Source organism: Alkalibacterium putridalgicola (assembly GCF_900109825.1).
Taxonomy (GTDB): domain Bacteria; phylum Bacillota; class Bacilli; order Lactobacillales; family Carnobacteriaceae_A; genus Alkalibacterium; species Alkalibacterium putridalgicola.
In genome coordinates, this window is record NZ_FOBL01000003.1 from 1 (window position 1) to 21659 (window position 21659).

General features: G+C 43.2%; 24 protein-coding genes. 5 read left to right on the top strand and 19 right to left on the bottom strand.

Translation table 11 applies throughout. The annotated features are described in order from the left end of the window. From BMX84_RS01525 to BMX84_RS01535, 3 genes are all read right to left on the bottom strand, one after another. A partial coding sequence (locus tag BMX84_RS01525) for a transposase (protein WP_143058654.1) occupies positions 1 to 240 on the bottom strand: 240 nt, incomplete at its 3' end. 316 nt (positions 241 to 556) lie between these two features. After that, positions 557 to 1357 (bottom strand): SDR family NAD(P)-dependent oxidoreductase, encoded by an 801-nt coding sequence (locus BMX84_RS01530; RefSeq protein ID WP_091486437.1) that lies wholly within the window; start codon positions 1355 to 1357, stop codon positions 557 to 559. Positions 1358 to 1421: 64 nt separating this feature from the next. Next, the gene (locus BMX84_RS01535; RefSeq protein WP_091486439.1) at positions 1422 to 2075 is read right to left on the bottom strand and encodes a YczE/YyaS/YitT family protein; all 654 of its coding nucleotides are present in this window, start codon (positions 2073 to 2075) and stop codon (positions 1422 to 1424) included. 229 nt (positions 2076 to 2304) lie between these two features. Between BMX84_RS01535 and BMX84_RS01540 the strand changes: the two genes are divergently transcribed. Both BMX84_RS01540 and yghU read left to right on the top strand, forming a co-directional pair. After that, on the top strand, positions 2305 to 2823 hold the full coding sequence (locus BMX84_RS01540; protein WP_091486442.1) for a GNAT family N-acetyltransferase: 519 nt from the start codon (positions 2305 to 2307) through the stop codon (positions 2821 to 2823). Positions 2824 to 2928: 105 nt separating this feature from the next. Beyond that, positions 2929 to 3714: a glutathione-dependent disulfide-bond oxidoreductase gene (gene yghU, locus BMX84_RS01545; protein ID WP_091486445.1), complete on the top strand. Its 786-nt coding sequence runs from the start codon at positions 2929 to 2931 to the stop codon at positions 3712 to 3714. Positions 3715 to 3946: 232 nt separating this feature from the next. Here the strand turns inward: yghU and BMX84_RS01550 are convergent, their stop codons facing one another. Beyond that, positions 3947 to 4858 (bottom strand): EamA family transporter, encoded by a 912-nt coding sequence (locus BMX84_RS01550; protein ID WP_091486447.1) that lies wholly within the window; start codon positions 4856 to 4858, stop codon positions 3947 to 3949. Between the two features lie 235 nt (positions 4859 to 5093). Between BMX84_RS01550 and BMX84_RS01555 the strand changes: the two genes are divergently transcribed. Together BMX84_RS01555 and BMX84_RS01560 are read left to right on the top strand one after the other, a co-directional pair. Continuing rightward, positions 5094 to 5834: a gamma-glutamyl-gamma-aminobutyrate hydrolase family protein gene (locus BMX84_RS01555; protein WP_091486450.1), complete on the top strand. Its 741-nt coding sequence runs from the start codon at positions 5094 to 5096 to the stop codon at positions 5832 to 5834. Positions 5835 to 5924: 90 nt separating this feature from the next. Further along, positions 5925 to 7403, top strand: coding sequence for a beta propeller repeat protein (locus BMX84_RS01560; RefSeq protein ID WP_091486452.1), 1479 nt, complete (start codon positions 5925 to 5927; stop codon positions 7401 to 7403). Positions 7404 to 7619: 216 nt separating this feature from the next. Here BMX84_RS01560 and BMX84_RS01565 read toward each other — a convergent pair whose 3' ends face one another. The 15 genes from BMX84_RS01565 to BMX84_RS01635 all read right to left on the bottom strand — a co-directional run bounded on the left by BMX84_RS01565 (position 7620) and on the right by BMX84_RS01635 (position 20570). Beyond that, positions 7620 to 7934 carry a type II toxin-antitoxin system RelE/ParE family toxin gene (locus BMX84_RS01565; protein WP_091486455.1) on the bottom strand — a complete coding sequence of 105 codons (315 nt, stop codon included), beginning with the start codon at positions 7932 to 7934 and terminating at the stop codon, positions 7620 to 7622. Continuing rightward, positions 7927 to 8238 carry a type II toxin-antitoxin system RelB/DinJ family antitoxin gene (locus BMX84_RS01570; RefSeq protein WP_091486457.1) on the bottom strand — a complete coding sequence of 104 codons (312 nt, stop codon included), beginning with the start codon at positions 8236 to 8238 and terminating at the stop codon, positions 7927 to 7929. Before BMX84_RS01570 ends, BMX84_RS01565 begins: the two co-directional genes overlap by 8 nt. Before the next feature lie 541 nt (positions 8239 to 8779). Beyond that, positions 8780 to 9154, bottom strand: a complete 375-nt coding sequence (locus tag BMX84_RS01575) for a type II toxin-antitoxin system PemK/MazF family toxin (RefSeq protein ID WP_177165424.1) — start codon at positions 9152 to 9154, stop codon at positions 8780 to 8782. A gap of 1 nt (position 9155) precedes the next feature. Beyond that, complete coding sequence (gene mazE / locus BMX84_RS01580; protein WP_091486460.1) at positions 9156 to 9380, bottom strand: type II toxin-antitoxin system PemI/MazE family antitoxin; 225 nt, start codon at positions 9378 to 9380, stop codon at positions 9156 to 9158. Positions 9381 to 9812: 432 nt separating this feature from the next. After that, the gene (sufB, locus tag BMX84_RS01585) at positions 9813 to 11207 is read right to left on the bottom strand and encodes a Fe-S cluster assembly protein SufB (RefSeq protein WP_091486463.1); all 1395 of its coding nucleotides are present in this window, start codon (positions 11205 to 11207) and stop codon (positions 9813 to 9815) included. A 113-nt stretch (positions 11208 to 11320) separates the two neighbouring features. Further along, positions 11321 to 11791, bottom strand: coding sequence for a Fe-S cluster assembly sulfur transfer protein SufU (gene sufU / locus BMX84_RS01590; RefSeq protein ID WP_091486466.1), 471 nt, complete (start codon positions 11789 to 11791; stop codon positions 11321 to 11323). Further along, the gene (locus BMX84_RS01595) at positions 11778 to 13016 is read right to left on the bottom strand and encodes a cysteine desulfurase (RefSeq protein ID WP_091486468.1); all 1239 of its coding nucleotides are present in this window, start codon (positions 13014 to 13016) and stop codon (positions 11778 to 11780) included. Before BMX84_RS01595 ends, sufU begins: the two co-directional genes overlap by 14 nt. Next, entirely contained in the window at positions 13013 to 14311 is a 1299-nt protein-coding gene (sufD, locus tag BMX84_RS01600) for a Fe-S cluster assembly protein SufD (protein ID WP_091486472.1), read from the bottom strand. The genes BMX84_RS01595 and sufD overlap by 4 nt, the downstream gene beginning before the upstream one ends. Before the next feature lie 18 nt (positions 14312 to 14329). After that, the gene (gene sufC / locus BMX84_RS01605; protein ID WP_091486475.1) at positions 14330 to 15103 is read right to left on the bottom strand and encodes a Fe-S cluster assembly ATPase SufC; all 774 of its coding nucleotides are present in this window, start codon (positions 15101 to 15103) and stop codon (positions 14330 to 14332) included. A gap of 226 nt (positions 15104 to 15329) precedes the next feature. Beyond that, a complete protein-coding gene (locus BMX84_RS01610; RefSeq protein ID WP_177165425.1) occupies positions 15330 to 16775 on the bottom strand; it encodes a phospholipase D family protein in 1446 nt (481 codons plus the stop codon). A gap of 149 nt (positions 16776 to 16924) precedes the next feature. Next, positions 16925 to 17635: an SDR family NAD(P)-dependent oxidoreductase gene (locus BMX84_RS01615; protein ID WP_091486480.1), complete on the bottom strand. Its 711-nt coding sequence runs from the start codon at positions 17633 to 17635 to the stop codon at positions 16925 to 16927. 660 nt (positions 17636 to 18295) lie between these two features. Further along, positions 18296 to 18676: a glycine cleavage system H family protein gene (locus BMX84_RS01620; RefSeq protein WP_177165426.1), complete on the bottom strand. Its 381-nt coding sequence runs from the start codon at positions 18674 to 18676 to the stop codon at positions 18296 to 18298. Between the two features lie 13 nt (positions 18677 to 18689). Continuing rightward, positions 18690 to 19043, bottom strand: a complete 354-nt coding sequence (locus BMX84_RS01625; RefSeq protein WP_218142318.1) for an arsenate reductase family protein — start codon at positions 19041 to 19043, stop codon at positions 18690 to 18692. 102 nt (positions 19044 to 19145) lie between these two features. Further along, positions 19146 to 20192 carry a YihY/virulence factor BrkB family protein gene (locus BMX84_RS01630; protein ID WP_246119103.1) on the bottom strand — a complete coding sequence of 349 codons (1047 nt, stop codon included), beginning with the start codon at positions 20190 to 20192 and terminating at the stop codon, positions 19146 to 19148. A gap of 147 nt (positions 20193 to 20339) precedes the next feature. Further along, positions 20340 to 20570: a DUF2969 family protein gene (locus tag BMX84_RS01635; RefSeq protein ID WP_091486505.1), complete on the bottom strand. Its 231-nt coding sequence runs from the start codon at positions 20568 to 20570 to the stop codon at positions 20340 to 20342. Between the two features lie 163 nt (positions 20571 to 20733). On the opposite strand from BMX84_RS01635, the gene BMX84_RS01640 reads away from it, so the two are divergent. Continuing rightward, the gene (locus tag BMX84_RS01640; RefSeq protein WP_091486508.1) at positions 20734 to 21630 is read left to right on the top strand and encodes a fumarylacetoacetate hydrolase family protein; all 897 of its coding nucleotides are present in this window, start codon (positions 20734 to 20736) and stop codon (positions 21628 to 21630) included. Positions 21631 to 21659 lie beyond the last annotated feature (29 nt).

Genomic DNA, 21659 nt, shown 5'->3' on the forward strand with positions numbered 1-21659 from the left:
TAAGACCTTTTTTAGGATATCATTGTCTGTCTTAAGACGGGCATTCTCTGCTTTGATTTTTTCGATATCTGCTTCAGAATACCCGGTTTTTTCATCCGTGGAATATTTTTTGATCCACCGATAAATGGTTTGTTCTGCTATGCCATGTTCCTCACTTAAATTCTTTACTGAATGACCATTTTCGTACAAACTGACTAGCGTTTTCTTATAGTCGACATCATAGGTTCTTCGGTTTGACATCGATAGACACTCCTTTTCGATAGTTTATATTCTATCAAAACGTGTCCAGGATTTCATACTAACATCAATCAGCGCCAGACTTTTATATATTCTCATTCCATTCATCTCCACTTATTTATTTAGTGTTTCCATTATAATCAGATGATTCAGGCTTTAAATTTAGCCGTGTCTCTTGATTATACGACATGGAGATATTATTTCAACAGGCCTCTAACCTTTTCCTTAAAATTAGAGAGGGTTAGTCACTTTAACATGGAAAAAACACGTGCTCATCTTTGGCATTAAAGACGAACACGTGCTTTTGCAAAGTGATTCATTAGCGCATAACAGAGCCGCCTGAAATCTTGACAGCTTCTCCAACGATGTTTTCTGCAGCGTCTGACAGTAAGAAGGCGATCGTATTCGCCACTTCTTTTGGCGTAGATATACGTCCAGAAGGCAAGTTCTTGCTTTCGATATCAAACTGTTCTTCAAAGCTATGGTTTTCACGTTCACCTTTTGAACGGATACCTGATCTTCCCATCTCGGTGTCGACATATCCTGGACAGACTGCATTCACTCGGACATTGTGTTCAATAGCTTCTAATGCAAAGGACTGGGTAAAGCCGTTGAGCGCGAACTTCGATCCGACATAAGCAGTTCCGGCATAGGTCCCTCTAAGTCCAGACAGAGAGGAGACGTTTACGATGGCCCCTTCGTTATGTTCTTTCATCGTTTTGTAAATTTGCTGAGATAAAAGGATGGGGACCGTGTAGTTGAGATGCATGATGCGCTCCAGCACGTCCTGAGTCAGCTCTTCTACTACACTGCCTCCCGAAATACCGGCTGAATTTACTAATAAGGTGATCGGTCCCAGTTTTTCCTGTGCCGTCTGCACCAGTTTATCTCTGTCATCTGCTTCGGCCAAGTCAGCAACGACCAGCTCGACTTTCGCATACGGCTGCTCGCTCTGAATCTCTTCTTTAAGCTGATTTAATACCTCTTCTTTTCTCCCGGTGATCGTTATATCCGCACCCATAGCGGCCAGTACTTTCGCCGTTTCGTAACCGATCCCGCCGGTCGCTCCGGTGACCAGCGCATGCTTACCCGTGAAAACGTTAGATGAAAATAAAGACATAGTATTCCTCCTTAGTTATTTTAAAATGGATCCAAAATCTTTACATACATTAACCTACTACTGACTACGTGCCAACTTCTTCAATGATCCCGTTCTTCGATAAGACGGGATGTACTTTGCTGATGAAAAACCCCATCATGGGACTGAAAATCAGCATGCCGATGACCGTCCCTTCGCGAACTGCTGGAGTTAAATCAAACATAAAGGTCAAGGATAAAGAAACAGCGATAAACAGGATATCAGCGATTTGCCTGATTACTGCGAACTTTAACGGCACTTTTTTCGTCAAGACCAGGCAGAAACTTTCGATTGGAAAAGTCACGAGGTCCAGCGTCATGACCATACTGACAGAAAAACTTGCCAGCACCAATGCCAGGATATAGACCAGCATAGCCACTATATAGTTACTGATCTGAACAAAGCCAAACAGATCATAATAGAAAAAATTGACTAGGATCCCGATCAGGATGCTTAAAGGGATCTGGAGAAACCGGGCAAAACCGAAATCTCTTTTCAGAACGACCAACTGCCCGAGCACAAAAGAAAGGTTCAATATCATTGCAATGGTCCCGATCTTAATGCCAGACAGTAACGATAAAGACTGGGTAGCGGCATCAAAAGCCCCGACACCTACCGCAGCTTTCAGCATAAACGTGATGGCCAAAGCCACAGTAGCCGAAAAAACTGACAACAGTGCATAGCCTTTGTAATTTTTCATTGTTTTCATCTCCAAATATTTTTAAGAAACTAAATTTATTTTTTATAGCTGTTCACCGTCAGTTTAGCACATCTGTCTCTCTAGTTCACACTCATTGTTTCATTAATCTGGTTTACTGCTATATCTTTTTAGATAATGATGAAATCAAGTGACTTGAAATAAACAAGAAGGTCGGATACTATTAATACACTTATGTTCAGTTTTAAAAAAAGATTTAGAGGAGATTATTATGGTTCAAAACGTTTATTTAAAACCTACAGAAAAAGAAGATATCGACTACCTGCTTACGCTAATGAAAAATCCGGAAATTATGGATTACTGGTTCAGCGAACCTTACACCAATAAAGAAAAATTCACTTCTTCTTTTGATGAACGGCAAAAAGATGAGTCGACAAGACAGTTTATTGCTTATGTCGGTGACGAAAAAATCGGATACACCAGTCTCTTTCATATCAATCCGCGTCACCGGACAGCTGTTTTTGCGATCATGCTGGATCAGAACAGTCAGGGAAAGGGTTACGCTGAAGAAGTTGTTAGAAGCGTTGTCGATTACGGTTTCTATCAGCTGAACCTGAATAAGATCACACTTGATGTGGTGGATTTCAACGAAAAAGCTGTTCATATTTATGAAAAAGTTGGGTTTGAAGTTGAAGGCAAGAAAAACCAGCAGTATTTCATCAAAGGAACCTATCACACTAGTTTATCAATGGGGCTACTTAGAGAAAAGTATGCGCGTGTTTCAGAGTAAATGAGGTATCTTTCTACTTCAAAACTTGCATCCAGCTGGCAGTTTTCTTGTTATAAAAATAGTTAATCAGTATACTTAATATATATCATATGAGGAGCGGATACTATGTCAGATTACGAAATACCTAAAATATGGGAATGGAACAAAGATGAAAAGAATCAATTTGGTAACCAGCCAGTCGCAGGCAGTCGTTTTGAACAGACACTTCCGGTCGGCGAACATCCACTGCAGGTCTATTCATTAGGCACACCGAACGGACAGAAAGTCGCCATCATGCTGGAAGAGCTGAGTGAAGCCGGGGTCATGGAAGCTCGATACGACTTGTATAAAATCGATATTACAAAAGGTGATCAGTTCGGGAGTGACTTTGTCAGCATCAACCCTAACTCTAAAATACCTGCCATGATGGATCATTCAACCGATGAACCGATCCGTGTCTTTGAATCAGCCAACATCCTGTTATACTTGGCAGAAAAGTTCGACCAGTTCATCCCGACTTCTCTAGCTGAGAAAACGGAAATGATGAACTGGCTGTTCTGGCAGATCGGTGCTGCGCCTTACGTCGGCGGCGGGTTCGGCCACTTCTACTCTTATGCACCCTTTGCACAGGAGTATCCGATCAACCGGTTCACAATGGAAACGAAGCGCCAGCTGGATCTTCTGGATAGACACTTAGCTGACAAGGACTACATCAACGGTGACGAATATACGATCGCGGACATGGCGATCTGGCCTTGGTACGGTCGTCTGGTTCAAGGTTCATTGTACGGCGATGCCGCTGAATTCTTAAAAGCCAACGAATATACGAACTTAAAAAAATGGGCTGACCGCATCAGTGAACGACCTGCTGTGAAACGTGCACTGGAATTAGAATACAAAGCTATCAAATAGAAGCCGAATTAAATCACTAAAAACCTCGAAGTGTCCAAAATGACATTTCGAGGTTTTTATAGTGTAGAAAAGTATAAGCTTTTCTGCTTTCGATAATATTGTCTAGCAGAACGAACCTGTCTCCGTGCGAAAAAAGAGGAATGTACCCATTGCGCGCAAGCTGCTCATTCAGGGCACATTCCCTATTTTTCGCAGGAGCCAAGGCAGGTTCGTTCTACTTTTCTTATCAGCTTTAAATATTGATCAAAATGAGTGCAATGATCGTCATAGCAATGGCCAGCTGGTTCTTAGGAGCCAGTCTTTCTCTGTAAATGAGCAGGCCGCCTATATTGATCAGGACGATGCTTCCGGCACTGTATATGGGGAAAGCCACTGAAGTCTTCAGTGTATCGAGTGACAGGATCAGAAAGTATGATGAGAATAGATTCGGAATCCCCACTGCAAAACCCGTCAGGATATCACTCAGCTTGACCTTCGCCTTTTTATTCACAGTGTATGAGACACTGATCAAAAAGGCGACAAAGAATATCGTGAACAAGAAAACGTCTTTATAGTCATTCAAGGCATACTTCTGATAGATCTTGTTGGAAAATTCTGCCATGCCTCCAAAGATAAACAGAAGCAGCACGGTCGGTTTGAAATCGAATGTCTTGATCGACTTTTTAGACAGGTTGATCACAATGATCGATACTAAGGATAGTAGGATCCCTACCCACTGAACAGACGTCGGAAATTCCCTCCAGATAAGTATTGAGAAAATCATTGGTATAAGTATCCCTAACTTTGCGACCGTCCCGGATATCCCTACCCCACTGTCTCTGACACTTTTCTGATAGTAGACGAACGAGAGGAAAAAGAATATGCCGGCCACTGCGCCGATCAGGATCCCCCAGATGATACTGGAATACGGGGACAAGATGTGCTGATCGTTTTCCATAAACAATGCGACATCATCTATAAAAGGCATCTCACGGACTACGCCGTCCAATAGTCTCCTATATACGATCATGATCAAACTGGTGACAAAGGCGATGAAGTAATTGGCACTTGTAATCACATAACGATTTGTATCTGTATTTTCTGTGTATTTAAAAATAAGCGCGATCGATGCACTGCATAAAATGGATAGAAATAAATAAAACATAGGTCCTCCTAAAAAATCATCTTTTTCATCTGGATGTAGATAATCGGTTTTAAGTATACCATTTATTCGAAGCTAAGGAATCATTGATCTGATGTATGATGATAATTGAGCACGATTCTCCATTCAAGTATAACTTCAAACGTAAAATTCAAAAACGTTTTTTTAAATGACTGAAACTATGATACGATAGAGGTTAAAGATCCCAATGTCCAAGCGTTTGAAAGGATGACTTCACATGAAACCAGTAATAGGAATACCCGGAAATATTTTGACGAACTTTAGTCCTCGGTATACTAGTCTACCGATCACCTATACGCCTCACGGATTTATCGAAGGTCTTCAGACGGCTGGTGCACTGCCTGTCGTTTTTCCTATTTCCAAAGAAGAGGATGCCAAACACTATGTTAAAAGTGTCGATGCCGTCCTTTTAGCGGGTGGACAAGACGTCTCACCTTTAACTTACGGTGAAGAACCTCATATTAAATTACAGGATACTAGTCTTATACGTGACCAGTTTGAAATAGCCGTCATTAAAGAAGCCTGGACTCAAAACAAACCAGTCCTCGCTATCTGTCGCGGCCTGCAAATTTTCAATGTCGCTTTTGGCGGGACCCTATATCAGGATGTCTCTCTTATTCCTGACTTAAACTTACAACACGTACAAGAGTCTACTCCAGAAACGGCAGCTCATTCGATCACGATCGAAAACGATTCATGGCTGGGACAGTTATACGGAGCCAAAGCGCTTGTCAATTCCTACCACCATCAAGCAATCAAACAGCTGGCGACGAATCTTCGTCCTGTTGCCTGGTCAAATGATGGATTGATCGAGGCTTTTGAAAGCAAGGACGATCAGCATATTACGGTTGGTGTCCAGTGGCACCCAGAACTGATGATCCACAACAGTGAGGCAGCACAAGGTCTTTTCAATGCTTATGTAAAAACAGTCCGTGACTGGAAAAATAACCAGGATTGATTTTTTTATCAAATAAAATGCTCAATAGAATCTTTTAGAGTCTTTTTTATTTTATCATTTTATATCCACTCTAGACGAAAGGAAAAATCATTGAAAAACAATTTTAGTGTAAAAGCGCTCGTGCTCAATCCGATTGTTGTGATTCTTTATATCATCTTCTGCTCTATCCTTCTGAACTTTTTTGAATATGGCGGCACAGCTAGACGGGTACCCGTTCTTATTGTCATTGCCGGAAGCTTACTTGTCTGGTTCCTTTTGTGTTTGTTCTTCAGAAAGAGAATCAGAAAGCGTGCCCTTGACCAGTCAGATACTTTCAGAAAAATGAGTGCTTACTGGTTCTGGTTTGCAGTTGTTTCACTTATCGGAATGACTGTCTATACAGGCTTTCAGACGTATCAGATCTCACAATGGTGGGGAACGCCACTTCACCGAAAAATTCGTGAATGGCAAACAGAGACGACGATAGATCTTGAAGAAACAGATATTATCAGTCAAGGTCTAGAGGGTCTCTTAGCTGAAATCGATGCCGAAATCGATTTGCCGGAAAAACTTTATGCTTATTCAACCGTCGAATTGGAATTCAACCGAAATGGAGACATTGAATCCCTTTATATGCCAGTAGTAGGGGAAAACGAGGAAGGACTATTCGAAAGTTTTCTTATTACGTCTACTTCCAACACCAATCAGCTCACCGTACTGAGAAATAAACCACAAGACACTTATGACACGGACGAGGATTGGCTCCTTTCTCCCCTTGTTGACACGGTAGACCAGTTACCTATTAGCGAGCTGATAAGAGAATGGCCTGAAGAAGAAATTTTTGGTATTTATTATGCGGGTTATAGAACATGGGGGTACAATACAGAGGGCATTTACTATGTGGAAGACAATGGTCCTGTAGCACTTGAGACAGCCAACGATGAGATCATTGGCTATACCGTTTCCTTATTCGTGCCGGGAAGAACAAACGACACGACACCAATGCGCTTTATTGATCGCTCATTGAGTGGTCCAGCAGAGAGTCAGGCACGTGAAACTGAACGTGAGGTATCTCTGGGCTATCAATTGGACGACCGTCAACAGGAGGTATATTTCCTGACTGAGGAACTGGGATACCGCCTGACGGTCACTGATGCGGCTACTGGAAGCCGTTGGTACGGATTAGACCGGACCGCTGACGGAGGGATGACTTGGGAAACTGTGAATCCTGATCCATTTGACGGACGATCTGGCGAAAGCTCAGGCATAGTCTTTTTTGATGAAGCCTTAGGTTTTTTCATCTTGTCTATGAGAAGCCAGTCTGAAGCAATTCTTTTCCGTACAGACGATGCTGGAGAAGTGGTATCTGCAGTCGCCTTTCCGGACGCGGATGTTTCTTTAAATGATAGTGAAGAAGGTATTTCTTCGCCAATACCTCAACTCCCTTATGAAGAGAACGGTTCGCTGTTCGTTCGGCTTTATCCAAACCCCACTTCAGAATACATGCATGACACCTATTATCTTTACAAGTCTGATGACGACGGGAAAACCTGGGACTTTGTCGAAGTTATTGAAGGCAGTGAGGATTGATCTTAAACTAATAAGAAGTTCATACTCGTTATCTCGACGCAATAAAGCCAGAAACAGATTTTACACTGTTTCTGGCTTTTATATATCTTATTAACCTACTGATCCATGCCTCTTGTCACTGATGAGACACAACAGCATATTCCACTTTGCATTCTTTAGTGAAAGCTTTAACGGATCCCATGACGCTTAGTTCTCTTCTTGTAAGTCACAATCTTGTTATTTAAATACCTTTATTAGTCGATTATAAATCGTTACTACTTGAACTACTTTCTGACTCTCTTCCACGTAATAGAGAATCAAGTAATTATCGACTATAAGCTTGCGAATGTCTTTCTCTGGAATTAAATTATATTCTTCAGAAAATTTCGGTGCCCGATAAGGATTTTCTTTCAGAGACGGAGCTGCCTCTGTCAACTTGATTTCTAAATTGACAGCAGCAACGGGACTACTTAATTCATCAGAAATGTAAGCCGATATATTTTCTAAGTCTTTCAAAGCACGTTGAGTGAGGAAAACTCTATAGTTATTCATTTTCTAGTGTTTCCTTTTTCTTATTCAATTGCTTCAAATACGATTCTGCGTCTACTCCTCTATTTGATTCAACATCAGCTAAACCCTCTAATACTCTAGCTCTAATTTCCTTTATTTCTTTTTCTTCAGCCGTTTCATTCGTAATCTCGAAAGGGAGCTTGTTTTGTTTAACGACTTGATCAAGAAACAAATTAAAGGCAGTGGTCAAATCCAGTTGCATATCTGATAATACTTTTGTCGCCTCTTCCTTCAATTTTGCATCTGTCCGGAAAGACACTCTCGATTTCTCTTCAGTTTGGGACATATATAGCCCTCCTTTCGATCTGTGTGTCTATTGTACACCAAACAGCCACACAAATCCATAACGTAGTCTCGTTAGTCACCGGGTAACCATTAATATCATGTCCCAATTCAGACTTCTTCTCTTCCCATTAACTGAGTATCTATTTCAAACTCATTTTCGAATCGTAAGTCTTCTTTATTTGCTAGTGCTTCATAAGCATTTTGGAACCACTTACTGTAGCTTTTCTGAATGAACTAGTCTCAATATTGTTTTAGTGACTAGTTCTACAAACAAATCGATATAAAGTAGTCTCAATACCATTTTTGAGACCAGTTCGCACGCCTACTCGGTATGAACTTGTCACTAAAAAGACTGACCAGTCTTTTTTCCTTATCAAAGCCCTTTATTATAGGAAAAAGCCTCGCATCGCTGCGAGGCTTCCTTTTTTTTATTAACCGACTGATCCTTCCATCTCATAACTGATGATGCGGTTGAGTTCAACGGCGTATTCCATTGGGGATTCTATGGTCATCTTGCAAAATTAAGTTAAAGAAATTAGTGATTATTCACCCATTAAGTCATCAAATGAGAAAATGTTACTTACAATCTGAGCTGTCATCCCCAATTCCGCTGCCCTCGCTTTTTCTATATATGTTACGGCTCTTTCTTTAGATAAAAAGTCAAATCCTTTTATCTGCATAGCATTGATACTTCCTCTAACCTTATGCTCCTCTGACAGTTTTACAAATCCTCTTTTTACTTTTTCTGTAGAAGTGATTGGGCAGACCTGGATAAATCCAGTAGAAGCATTATAGGCGTTTGAACTCATGACTATGGCCGGTCTTTTCTTTCTGATTTCTCTCCCCGCACTAGGATTGAAGTTGATCCATACAATGTCTCCTTGTTTTGGCGTATAACCATTAATGGCATATACCATTTCAGACTTCTTCTCTTCCCATTAACTGAGTATCTTCTGCAAACTCATCTTCGAATCTTAAGTCTTCATTGTTTTCTAGTGCTTCTTTAAATATGTTCTTCACTTTCGGAACATACGTAATGCTTCCCATTTCACCTTTGATAGCCACGTATTCCTGATCTTCTTCAATGTTAAATTTAGTCGGAACTGTCAAAACAATTGCATTACCTTGTTTTCTCGTTTTCAATTCAGTTCATCCTCTCATTGGTTTTCACATATATTATAACAACAATCTTTTGTAATTACAATGTTGTTACTTCCGGTCTAAGTATATGGTACATAATAAAAAAGGGACGTATTAATAATAATCTAAAGGTTAATTAGCCCTCTACCATCCTTATGACCAGTTCCTGTATCATAGGAACTTTAACTAGTCTACAATAAGCATTTTGAAACCACTTCTTTCAGATTTTTTGAATGAACTAGTCTCAATATCGCTTTAGTGACTAGTTCTACGAGCAAATCGATATGAACTAGTCTCAATATTGTTTTAGTGACTAGTTCTACAAACAAATCGATATAAAGTAGTCTCAAAAAAGACTGTCCAGTCTTTTTTCCATATTAAAGCTCTTCCTTATAAGAAAAAGCCTCGCATCGCTGCGAGGCTTCCGGTTTTTTATTATCCCACTGATCCTTCCATCTCATAACTGATGAGACGGTTGAGTTCAACGGCGTATTCCATTGGGAGTTCTTTGGTAAACGGTTCAACGAAGCCCATGACGATCATTTCTGTCGCGGTTTCTTCGTCGAGTCCTCTACTCATGAGATAGTAAAGTTGTTCTTCTGAAATTTTTGATACTTTCGCTTCGTGTTCGAGTGACACGTTCGAGTTGTGGATCTCATTGAATGGAATGGTGTCGGATTTCGACAGGTCATCCATGATGATGGTGTCACATTCGATATGAGAAATCGATCCGGCTGAATCTCGGCCGAAGGTGACTTGCCCACGGTAGTTCACGGCTCCGCCATCTTTGGCGATCGATTTAGACACGATCGAACTGGATGTGTTCGGTGCGTTGTGAATCATTTTAGCTCCAGTATCCTGGACTTGTCCTTCACCGGCCATCGCGATAGACATCGTTGTTCCGCGTGCGCCGCGTCCGTTCAAGTGGATACTTGGGTATTTCATGGTCGTTTTAGCCCCCAGGTTCCCGTCGATCCATTCAACTGTTGCGCCTTCTGCGGCATGCGCACGTTTTGTAACCAAGTTATATACGTTGTCGGACCAGTTCTGGATGGTCGTGTAACGGCAGTACGCATCTTTTTTAACGATGATCTCAACGACTGCGGCATGTAGCGAGCTTGAGGAGAACGTCGGTGCGGTACAGCCTTCAACGTAGTGTACACTTGCGCCTTCGTCGACAACGATCAGGGTACGTTCAAACTGTCCCATCATTTCGTTGTTGATACGGAAGTACATCTGCAGCGGCACGTCACATTTTACGCCTTTAGGGACATAGATAAATGTTCCACCAGACCAGACAGAAGAATTCAGTGCAGCCAGTTTGTTGTCTGTCGGCGGTACCACTGTGCCGAAGTGCTCTTTGAAGATCTCCGGATACTCTTTCAAAGCGGTATCTGTATCAGTAAAGACGATCCCCAGTTTCTCGAATTCTTCTTTCATGTTGTGGTAGACCACTTCAGATTCATACTGCGCACCTGAACCGGCCAGGAATTGACGCTCGGCTTCAGGAACACCTAAGCGGTCAAAGGTTTCCTTTATTTTCTCCGGCACATCGTCCCAGCTGCGTGCTGGTTTGTCGCTGGCTTTACGGTAGTACGTATAGTTGTCAAAATCGACGTCTGACAAATCTGCGCCCCACTCCGGCATCGGACGGGATTTGTAGTGTTCGTAAGATTTCAAACGGTAGTCAAGCATCCACTCCGGTTCTTCTTTTCGAGCAGATATGTCACGAATGATGTCTTCGTTCAAGCCTTTACCCGTGTCATAAACGGATTCTACATCATCATGAAAGCCATATTGGTATTCATTTTTCTCTGGTACTCGAGCCATGTTTTTTCCCCTTTCATGCAATTAGAAAAGCAGGTAAAGTCCGTGAGTTATGGCTTTAACTGCTAGTCATCGGTTGCTTCTGAAACTTACTTGTTCCAGAAGTTCTTTTACTTTTAGTCGTCGTGTTTCAGTTGTCCGTCGACACCGGTCTGGTCTTTATCAGCCAGGGCTTTTTCCAGAGCTTTCCAGGACAAAGTGGCACACTTGATGCGTGCGGGAAACTTTGCTACGCCTGAAAGCATCATCGCGTCGCCTAAATCGTCTTCGTGTTCAGGGTCTTCCCCTTGAACCAATCCTGAAAATTCCTTGGATAACATCAATGCTTCATCCAGTGACTTGCCTAAAATGGCATCTGTCATCATGCTGGCACTGGCCATGGATATCGTGCAGCCGCTGCCGTCGAAACGGACATCTTTGATTATGTTGTTTTCTAATTCAAGTTGAACCTGGATCACATCCCCACAGGTCGGGTTTTTGAGTTCGATCTGCGTGGTTGCTTTATCCAGCTCGCCACGTCTGCGCGGGTGCTGTGAGTGGTCAAGAATGACTGCTCGGTATAATTGATCTAGTTTAGTTAGGGCCATATGAGAAAAACTCCTTTGTGGCTATGAGTGCTTCGACGAACTTATCTGCATCAGCATGTGTGTTATATAAATAAAAGCTTGCGCGTGCCGTTGCCGGCTGGGACAGGTAGTTCATCAAAGGCTGCGCACAGTGGTGACCGGCTCTGACAGCGACCCCTTCCATGTCCATAGCGGTCGCTACGTCATGAGGGTGAACACCATCGATATTAAAGGCGATCACACCGGTGTGGTCTTTGGGATCTTTCGGTCCAAAGATGGTCAGTCCTTCGATTTGTTCCAGTTTCGGCATCACATAGTTGACGATTTCTTGTTCATGGTCCATTATCTCACGCATGCCAATGCTTTCCAAGTAGTCGATGGCTTTCGCCAGACCAATGGCACCGGCCATGTTCGGCGTGCCTGCCTCAAATTTCCACGGGAGTTCTTTCCATGTACTGTCTTCTAGTCCCACAAAGTCGATCATTTCTCCGCCAAATTCAACGGGTTCGATTCGCTCGAGCCATTCACGCTTGCCGTACAAGACGCCGATCCCTGTCGGAGCGAGCATCTTATGACCGCTGAACGCGTAAAAGTCTGCATCCAAAGCTTGGACGTCAACAGGCATGTGGGGCGCGGCTTGAGCACCGTCAACCACCATCACGCCGCCCTTGTCATGAACGAGTGCTGCGAGTTCCTTGATCGGATTCACCACACCCAAAACATTTGAGACATGCGTCAGCGACACGATTTTTGTTTTATCGGTTATCTGTTTACGGGCATCATCCATATCGAGCTGACCGTCTTCAGTCAGTTCGATGTACTTCAGCCTCGCCTGCTTGCGCTTGGCCAGCTGCTGCCAGGGGATGATATTGGAGTGATGTTCCATATAAGAGATCACGATCTCATCACCCGGTTCAATAACGGCTTCACCAAGGCTTTGAGATAGCCAGTTCAGTCCGGTCGTTGTGCCGCGTGTAAATAGAACCTCTGCCGTTTCCTTCGCATTAATAAAATGTCTGACTGTTTCACGAGCATTTTCATACTGAGTCGTTGCGCGTTCAGCCAGTGTATGCACACCGCGGTGAACATTCGCATTCGACGTGCGGTAGTATGCTTCCAATGCATCTAAAACAGCGGTCGGTTTCTGTGACGTTGCCGCATTGTCCAAATAGACTAAGGGTTCATCGTTGACGACTTGATGGAGAATCGGAAAATCCGCTCTCCACTTTTCGCTTTGGATGGTCATCTAGAAGTCAGCTTCCTTTCGATCGTTTCGACTAGTTCATCGCGAACGCCTTTCAGTGGAATAGCTTGGATAACTTTTCCTAAGAATCCACGAATAACTAAGCGTTCTGCTTCTTCTTTTTCGATCCCGCGACTCATAAGGTAGTACATTTCTTCCGGATCGACACGTCCCACACTGGCTGCGTGTCCGGCCGTTACTTCGTTTTCATCGATCAACAGGATCGGGTTGGCATCGCCGCGCGCTTTGTCAGAAAGCATCAGGACACGTGATTCCTGCTGGGCATCTGCCCCTTTGGCCCCTTTCAGGATATGACCGATACCGTTAAAGGTCAGTGTTGCACGATCCAAAATAACGCCGTGCTGGAAGATATTGCCTTCCGTATGGTTGCCGTAGTTTTCTACTTTAGAGTCGATGACCTGAACTTGACGTCCGCTGCTGATCCCAACAGCTTTCAGGTCAGTCGTTGACCCTTCGCCAACTAAGTCTGTATCAAAGTCCGCCACAACGTTTCCGCCGTTCATGACGCCAAGCGCCCAGTCGATATGCGAATCACGGTACGTGTAGCCTTTACGGGTAAAGTAAACCGTTGAGTTCTCACCCAGCTGGTCTACCGCACTGTATTTCACTTGTGCGCCTGGTTTGGTGATCACTTCGACGATAATGTTCGCAGCATTTTTCTTGTCGCCTTTAGTCAGGAACTTTTCAACGTAGTTAAACCTTGAATTGCTGTCCGCATACACTAAAACGTGCTTAACGAATGCATCCTCCACCAGACTGTTCTGGATAAAGACGGCTTCAAACGGCTCGTCGATCTCCAGGTTTTTAGGTACGTATAAGAAGAGTCCCGAGTTCATGAATGCGGCATGGAAAGCAGCGATTTTGTGTCTGTCAGGTTTCACTGCTGTCGTCATGTACGCTTCTTTCACCAGCTCAGGATGTTCTCTCAAAGCAGTATGAAGATCCGTAAAGATGACGCCTTTTTCTTTCAAAGATTCCGGCAGTGTTTCGATCACCGTGTCGTTGCCTGTTTGAATCACACGATTCGCATCCGCTTTGTCTTCAATGAATTCAAATGGATCGATATCTTTTGCTGATGGTGCGCCAGTCAGATTTGGTACTTGCCAAAGCGGCCAGCGGTTGTAACGCAGACGCTCGATAACAGGCGGTTCCAGTTCGTCGATTTTATCTAAGGCATCCAGACGCATCTCCAGCATCCACTCCGGTTCCTGTAACCCGTGCGAGAAGGCGGTCAAAGCATCTTTATGCGCTGCATATTCACTTACTTTTGTTTCCATGTTATGCCTCCTCTACACTTATTCTTCGTCAAGTTCGATGTCTAGTCCTAATTCTTCCATTAGACCTTTATATCCTTCTGCTTCAAGCTGTTGAGCCAGTTCTGCCCCGGCTGTTTTCACGACGCGTCCATCCATCATGATGTGCACGACGTCTGGTGTGATGTAGTTCAAGAGACGCTGATAGTGGGTGATGATCAGTGATCCGAAGCCTTCGCCGCGCATTTCATTGACACCTTTTGATACGACCTGCAAGGCATCGATATCCAGTCCGGAGTCGATTTCATCCAGGATCGCAAAAGTCGGTTCGATCATCATTAATTGTAAGATCTCGTTACGTTTTTTCTCTCCGCCAGAGAAGCCTTCGTTCAAGTAACGTTCAGCCATTTCTTCAGGCATATCTAGAAGGGCCATTTTTTCGTCCAGTTTCTTAAGGAATTCCATAACGCCCATTTTATTGTCTGCGTCACGGCGTGAGTTGATGGCCGCACGCATGAATTCGGCATTTGAGATACCGGCGATTTCACTTGGGTATTGGACTGCTAAAAACAAGCCGGCACGTGCACGTTCGTCTACTTCCATTTCCAGGATATTTTCGCCGTCTAAAAGAACTTCACCTTCAGTGACTTCATAGCTTGGGTGACCCATGATTGCTGCTGAAAGGGTCGATTTACCTGTTCCGTTTGGTCCCATGATCGCGTGGATTTCGCCCGTCTGCATCTTCAGGTTCACGCCTTTTAAGATTTCTTTGTCTTCAATGGATACATGTAGGTTCTTGATTTCTAAAACTGCCATTATGACTCTTCCTTTTCTAAGAGATTTTTTATTTTCTTTTGTTATTTTAGTGTAATTGAGAATGTTATTCAAGTTACCGTTGCCGTCATCCTTACTGTTGACCAGAGTGATGTTCCGACATCTATCCCCGTTTATAACAATTACTAATTGGAGAATGGAAGTTTCTATAAAAAGCAACTGGATCTATTTTAAAAGCATCCGTTACTTTTCGGTTTCACCTCGTCAGTTAAATCAAATCTTCAAGCAGCCAGGCCAGGGGTCGAAGCAAAGGAGTCGGGAGGCGTTGTGCCAAACTAGCCGTTTCACCATTCGTTTCTTCTCCATTAGATGAAGACCCATCAGCATGTATCTGCCTGCTTTTTTCAATGAAACTCTCTTCTGCTTCAGTTAGAAGTTGTTCAGCTAAGGCTTCACTTTTCAAAATAACCATCGATTCAGTGCTCAAGTAGGTACTTCTTGCATCAAAGTTATAAGACCCTATCGCACTGACCTCCTTGTCGAATACCCAGGTTTTTGTGTGCAGTGAAGATTCTGTCGGCTGGTACTCATAGTAATCTAAAAATGAATCGATAAATAAGGATTTTCTATTTTCAGTTCCAAGCTGACCGATCGGATTATTGTTCGTCGACATGCCGTTCGTCAGCATCAATCCTTCTGACGTTTTAAAATCTGTTTCTCTGAACTCTTCCCGCATTCGGCTGTTGGGGATCACCCAGGGACTTTGTATAAAAAGATGACTGTCTGCCCGACTGGACAGTTCCAGCAGATGACTCCAGACATATGGCTGCTTGAAACCACGGGTGAGCTCATTTTGAACATGATACCCACTCTCAATGGGCATCGTACGGCTTGTCCAGGTTTCCAGAGAGGTCGAAGCGCCCCGCTCACTAACTTCTTTTCGGTGATCCGCATAAACCTGCTTTAGTTCAGCTGTTTTAAGGCGTGCTTTTTCCCCGCTCCAGTCAAAGAATGACCGGGCATCAAGATCGACCGCATACTCACTATCGAACAAGTCACCATAATAGGCACTCAACTGATCAATGATCCCCGTCTCCTCTGTCTGGGTCTTCATTAGAAAAATATCCCGATCATGGGAATATGCGACATCCTGACTCGTACGTTCATAGTACAAGTCACTGATATTGCGTCCGCCGTTGACAGAATACTTATTATCAACGAGGAGCAGTTTATCATGCATCCGGTTATTGATACGCCAGGGAGCAAGCAGGACTGAAGGGATCGGTTCATGCAGTTTGAATTCGATGTTCGGGTGGTCATTGAAGGCATAAATGACGTCTCTTTCATCACCTCTGACCCCATGAGAAATACCATCCAGCAGATACCTGACCTTCACTCCTCTATCTGCTGCAGCTAACATGTAAGCATGGAAGAGATCCACACTTTTTCCTTTTTTGGCGTAATAGTAAGCCACATCGATCGTTTCCTCAGCTGAATCGATCAGATCCAGGCGGGCACCAAAGGCCTCAATACCATATTCCAGCAGGGCTACTTCTTCAGACGTCTCTACAAAGGCAGGTTCAACGTCTACATGTTCAGGTGCGGGCATCAGTACTGGCCAAATGATTGCTGTAACGACCACATAAACTAAATAGACCGCCAGAATCTTCCCAAGTGTCTTTAAAATTTTTATCAGCGCTTCTTTATGTTTCATCACATATCCTCGATTCCAGTCTTTTTCTTCTATTAGTGTAACGGATATGAGGTAAAATAACATCATTTTTTATGATAACCAAAGCCTCGATATATCCATACGGGGATATATCGGGGCTCTTTTTTTAATCAATCAATTAATGTGCCGTCTTAATTTTTAAGTTTTTCAGCGATGATCGCGGCCGCTTTTTTTGGCATGAGCCGGGACAGGCGGTCCATCATTTTCGCATCGCTGCCGACCATAACGCGATACTGGTTGGCTTCGATGGCATCGATGGCATCGATAATGATCGTCGCCGCATCCGAGGCGCTTGTCAACTTATACTCTTTTCCTGAATCCCCGGCTTTTGATTCGCGTACCACTTGAGAGTTTTCCATGATATTCGTTTTGATCGCACCCGGAAAGGCCACTGTCACTCCGACATTCGTATCCAGCAGTTCAGAATGGAGACCTTCTGTCATCAACTTGACAGCTGCTTTTGAGGCCCCGTATATCGACTGGCCTGGAACAGGAAGAAAGCCCCCCATACTGGAGACATTCAAGATATGACCTTCTGGACGCTTCAGCAATTCAGGCAGAAAACTTTTAACCATGTAAAGTGTCCCGTAGAAGTTGATGTTCATGACCTGCTCGATTTTGTCGTATCCCAAATCATTGACATCGATAAACGGCTGGATCACACCTGCATTATTGATGATACCATCCACACTGCCATGGATCTGTTTGACTTCACTGACTAGATTTTCAATTGCCGGTCTATCAGTAACATCAACAATATGTGTAGAAATTTGTTCTCTATGGTCAGGAGCCAAACGGGCTGTTTCCAGTATAGCTTCCTCGTTGATATCAAGAGCAGCCACGCGTGCACCTTATATGTACTCATGCTCATTATACTACAGGTTATTGAGAGATAACAGTTATCGTGTAAAGGTTTACATTTCGTTTCAGAAGCAAATTATCTCAGGTTCAGCTTTTCTGCTTTAAGCAGATCATCTCTCAAGGGTGCTGCATAGGCGACTGTGCCTATGCAGTCATATCGACTAGTACCAATAAGAGGTTAAAAGGTCTTACTGGCTGTGAAAATGATTTGAGCTGTAGCAATTAGGCCTTGAATAGGGTTACCCACCGCTTGTTTTTCTTGGGCAATGCCAATGAGGGTCTCATTCGGCGTACTCCATCATTTTTAGTCTGCAGCACGGCTAATATTGAGCTCATTGGCATCAGTCATCGACCGCGTTGATTTGAGTAAGGGTATTTCGTGGTTCATTAGCACTATTCAAGAAAATCTATTCTGGAGTGATGCCAATGCCCGCCGCATTCGACTTACTCAGTCACTCCAGGGCCGCAGTAAACCTAATCATGAGCGTATTGGCATCACCCAATTTATTATCCCATTGGAGCGCGCGGAATGACTCGCTTATTCACCCTGCTGAAAGAGCAGACGAGCGTGGGCAATACCTATATGACCGTGAGAAGTAAAAAGAGCAGATGTCTCTGCTCTTTTCCTCTTATTCTTTCTGCTAACGTTCTTCTGTATCGTCTTCTTTATCGAAAACCAGTTCAGTATCCAGTGTTTCCCAGACTCCGGGAGCTATATCTGTAACAGCAAGAATCCAGTTCTTGTCTCTGTCTTCTTTGTTCAGAAGATCCGGCTCATCTTCCAGTTCCGAGTGTTTTTCAATGACTTTAGCTGCAAAAGGCAATGTCAACTCAGTCACTGCTTTGGCGCCTTCCACATTGATGATAGCATCGCCTTTGTTCAAGTTGCCATTGTTTTCAGACACTTCTGCAAACATGACTTCTCCGACATCGTCCTGCCCTTTTTCTGATAAACCGATACGGTAATCCGTGTCATTTGTTTTTTCGATCCAGATCCCGTTCTGATGATATTTGACTGTCATTTTCATTTCTCCTTTATTTTGCCCATACGTCAGCATAGGTTTCTTCTTTGAATCCGACGGTGAGTTTATCCTCATTCAGTGCTAATGGACGCTTAACGACCATCCCGTTGGAAGACAGCCATTCAGCGGCTTCTTCGATACTCATCTCCGGAACTTTCTCTTTTAAATTATTTTCACGGTAAACATTGCCGCTCGTATTAAAAAAAGATTTCACTGGACGGCCCGATTCCGATAAAAGCTTTATCCAAGTTTCTTTGGATGGGGATGTTTCCAGTAAATTTATGAATGTATAGGGAATCTCCCATTTTTCCAGCCACTTCTGGGCCTTTTTGCATGTACTGCATCGTGGATGACAATAAAAGTCCACTGCTATTCCTCCCTGTAGTCCATTTCTTTATCTTTCTTATTATAGCTTATTTATGAGTAAAAATAAAAGAGCGAGACATCTCTGCCCTCGCTCTAAAATCTATTATTCCTCATTATCATTGATATAAGGATTTTTCTTCTCAAATTCTTTGACTTCGCCTTCTTTAAGCTTACCGACCTTATACAGTTTGCGTTTCAGCAGGGTAGTCTCTGCTTCACTTGGGTAACCTGTCCAGTCCGAATCTTGAAGTCGTTTTTCATTCCGTTTCTTGGCTTCATATTCGGGAACGGACATATAGTTTTGCCATTCAAAAATCATGGCATTGATCAGTGCTCCTAAAAGCAGGATCAGGCTGGACAGATACAGAAAGATCATCAGGGCAATGAAGGCACCGAATGTGGCATTAGCCACGGCATCTCCACCGGCAAAGCTTAAGTAAACTGAAAATCCTTGTGTCAGCAGGACCCAGCCTATTGTCGCAAAAATCGCACCTTGGTATGAATACTTCATGTTCAAGTGGTGATTTGGCACGACCCTATAGACGATCAGAAAAACCAGGAAGAGAATAACGACTAATATGACCCATCGGAGCAGCAGAAACTGCTGGATGAACGGGATGGTCATCCCGATCGTTTCTTTAATAAACATCAGGATCTGTTCACCAAACACAAAAGCAAAAATAACTGCACCAATAACCAGCACGATACCGATCATTGTGATCAGCGAAACGATTCGACCAATGATAAAATTGCTTGTGGGAACAGAGCCATAGACTTCATCCAGAACTCGCCTCAAAATGCTGATGACACGGCTGGCCGACCATAATGCAGCTAATAACCCGAAGGAGATCGCCCCACCACTGCCGCTTTCCAAATAGTTTCTGATTATTGGCTCGATGACATTGTATATATCCTGTGGGACAAAATCTGATGTCATATTCAGTACCTCACCAGGATCTATCGGCAGCAGGGGAATGATATTAGCCAGAACCAGCAATAATGGAAATAATGACAAGAGTAAAAAATAAGCCATCTCTGCGGCACTCTGATTAACGGTCGCTCTTTGCCAGTTTGACTGTGCGATTTTTATAAACCGAACGAGTTTATCTTTGCGTGGGATTTTATCTTCAACTTGTTCTACTTTATCCACATGTACACATCCTCTCTTATACATCTACTTGATTTAATCATAGCATAATTGAGGGGTCCATCCCTATCGAGAAGCACTGTTGAGAAAAAAACCGCTTATCCTTGGAAAACAAAGAATAAGCGGTCGGATTCTATTTATTTAAATAAACTACTCGTCATGCAGGTTATGTTCTTCGATGAGCATCTGTACACCTTCATCTATTGAACGGGCTGTGCGCTTCTTGCCGGATTTAAATTCGACATTCACTAAACCGTCGCCTTCCTGCTGCAGTTTACCAATGACTTTTTTTCTAACAACGAGTTCGAATTCTGTAAACGACTCTGTATTATTTTTAGTTTCGTTGATTTCTACTTCAATGTGCTTATTTCTTTTTCCCATATGAATTCCTCCAGTTTCTCCTGTTTCATAAGTGTACTAAAAACCAGACAGTTGAGCAAGACTCAATCACTTAAAGCAGAAAAATCACAAGCGTTATTTTTGTTATCGTCTTCACGTCTATCTATAATTTTAAGTGAAGTAATATTAAAAAGGGGACTATATTATGAGACTTGTTCGATACAAAATAAAGGCAATGGCAGAAGAACAACTTGGAATTGAAATGGCAGATGATATTCTGGATATTCTTCGCCTGTCCCGACATCTGAGCACTTCTGTTCCGCGTACCATGGAAGAGCTGCTGGAGGACAGTGCTATTGGATTAAATAACCTTCGAGAAACTTTAGTAGAAGCTGAGAAATCAGGTGTTAAATTCGATGATTATCTCATTCCTGCTTCTGAAGTGACTTATTTACCTTTGATAAAGAATCCGGAGAAAATCCTCTGTGTCGGCATGAATTATGTGGAACACATCAAGGCTACGGGTGGAGAAGTCCCGACCGCTCCAGTCTTTTTCAATAAGTTCTCAAATGCACTGGCTGCACATCAACAGACTATCCCGCTTCAGGCCAATGCACAGCATGTCGACTACGAAGCGGAACTGGTCATTGTCATAGGTGAACAGATCGACAATGTCTGTGAAAAGCATGCGGAGAAGGCCATTCTTGGTTACACTGTAGGCAATGATCTCTCTGAACGGGCATTTCAGTTCCAGTCATCACAATGGCTGATCGGCAAGACGATGGACCACTTCGCACCTGTTGGACCGGCGCTAGTTACTAAAGATGAAATCACGGCAGTCCAGGATTTAACTATCGAGACTAGACGAAATGGGGATCTGGTTCAGGACAGTTCCACCAGCGATATGTTATTTACCGTCAACAAGATCGTAAGCGAGGCTTCTCAATATATGTCATTGAAGCCCGGGGATCTGATTTTCACCGGCACCCCAAGAGGTGTGATCTTAGAGCAGACAAAAGACCAGCAGGTATGGCTGAAAGCAGGCGACCAGATCGACATCACGATCGAATCACTGGGAACATTGAGCAACACATTCATCTAGTCCTTCTGAATAAAACAGCAAAAAGAGGA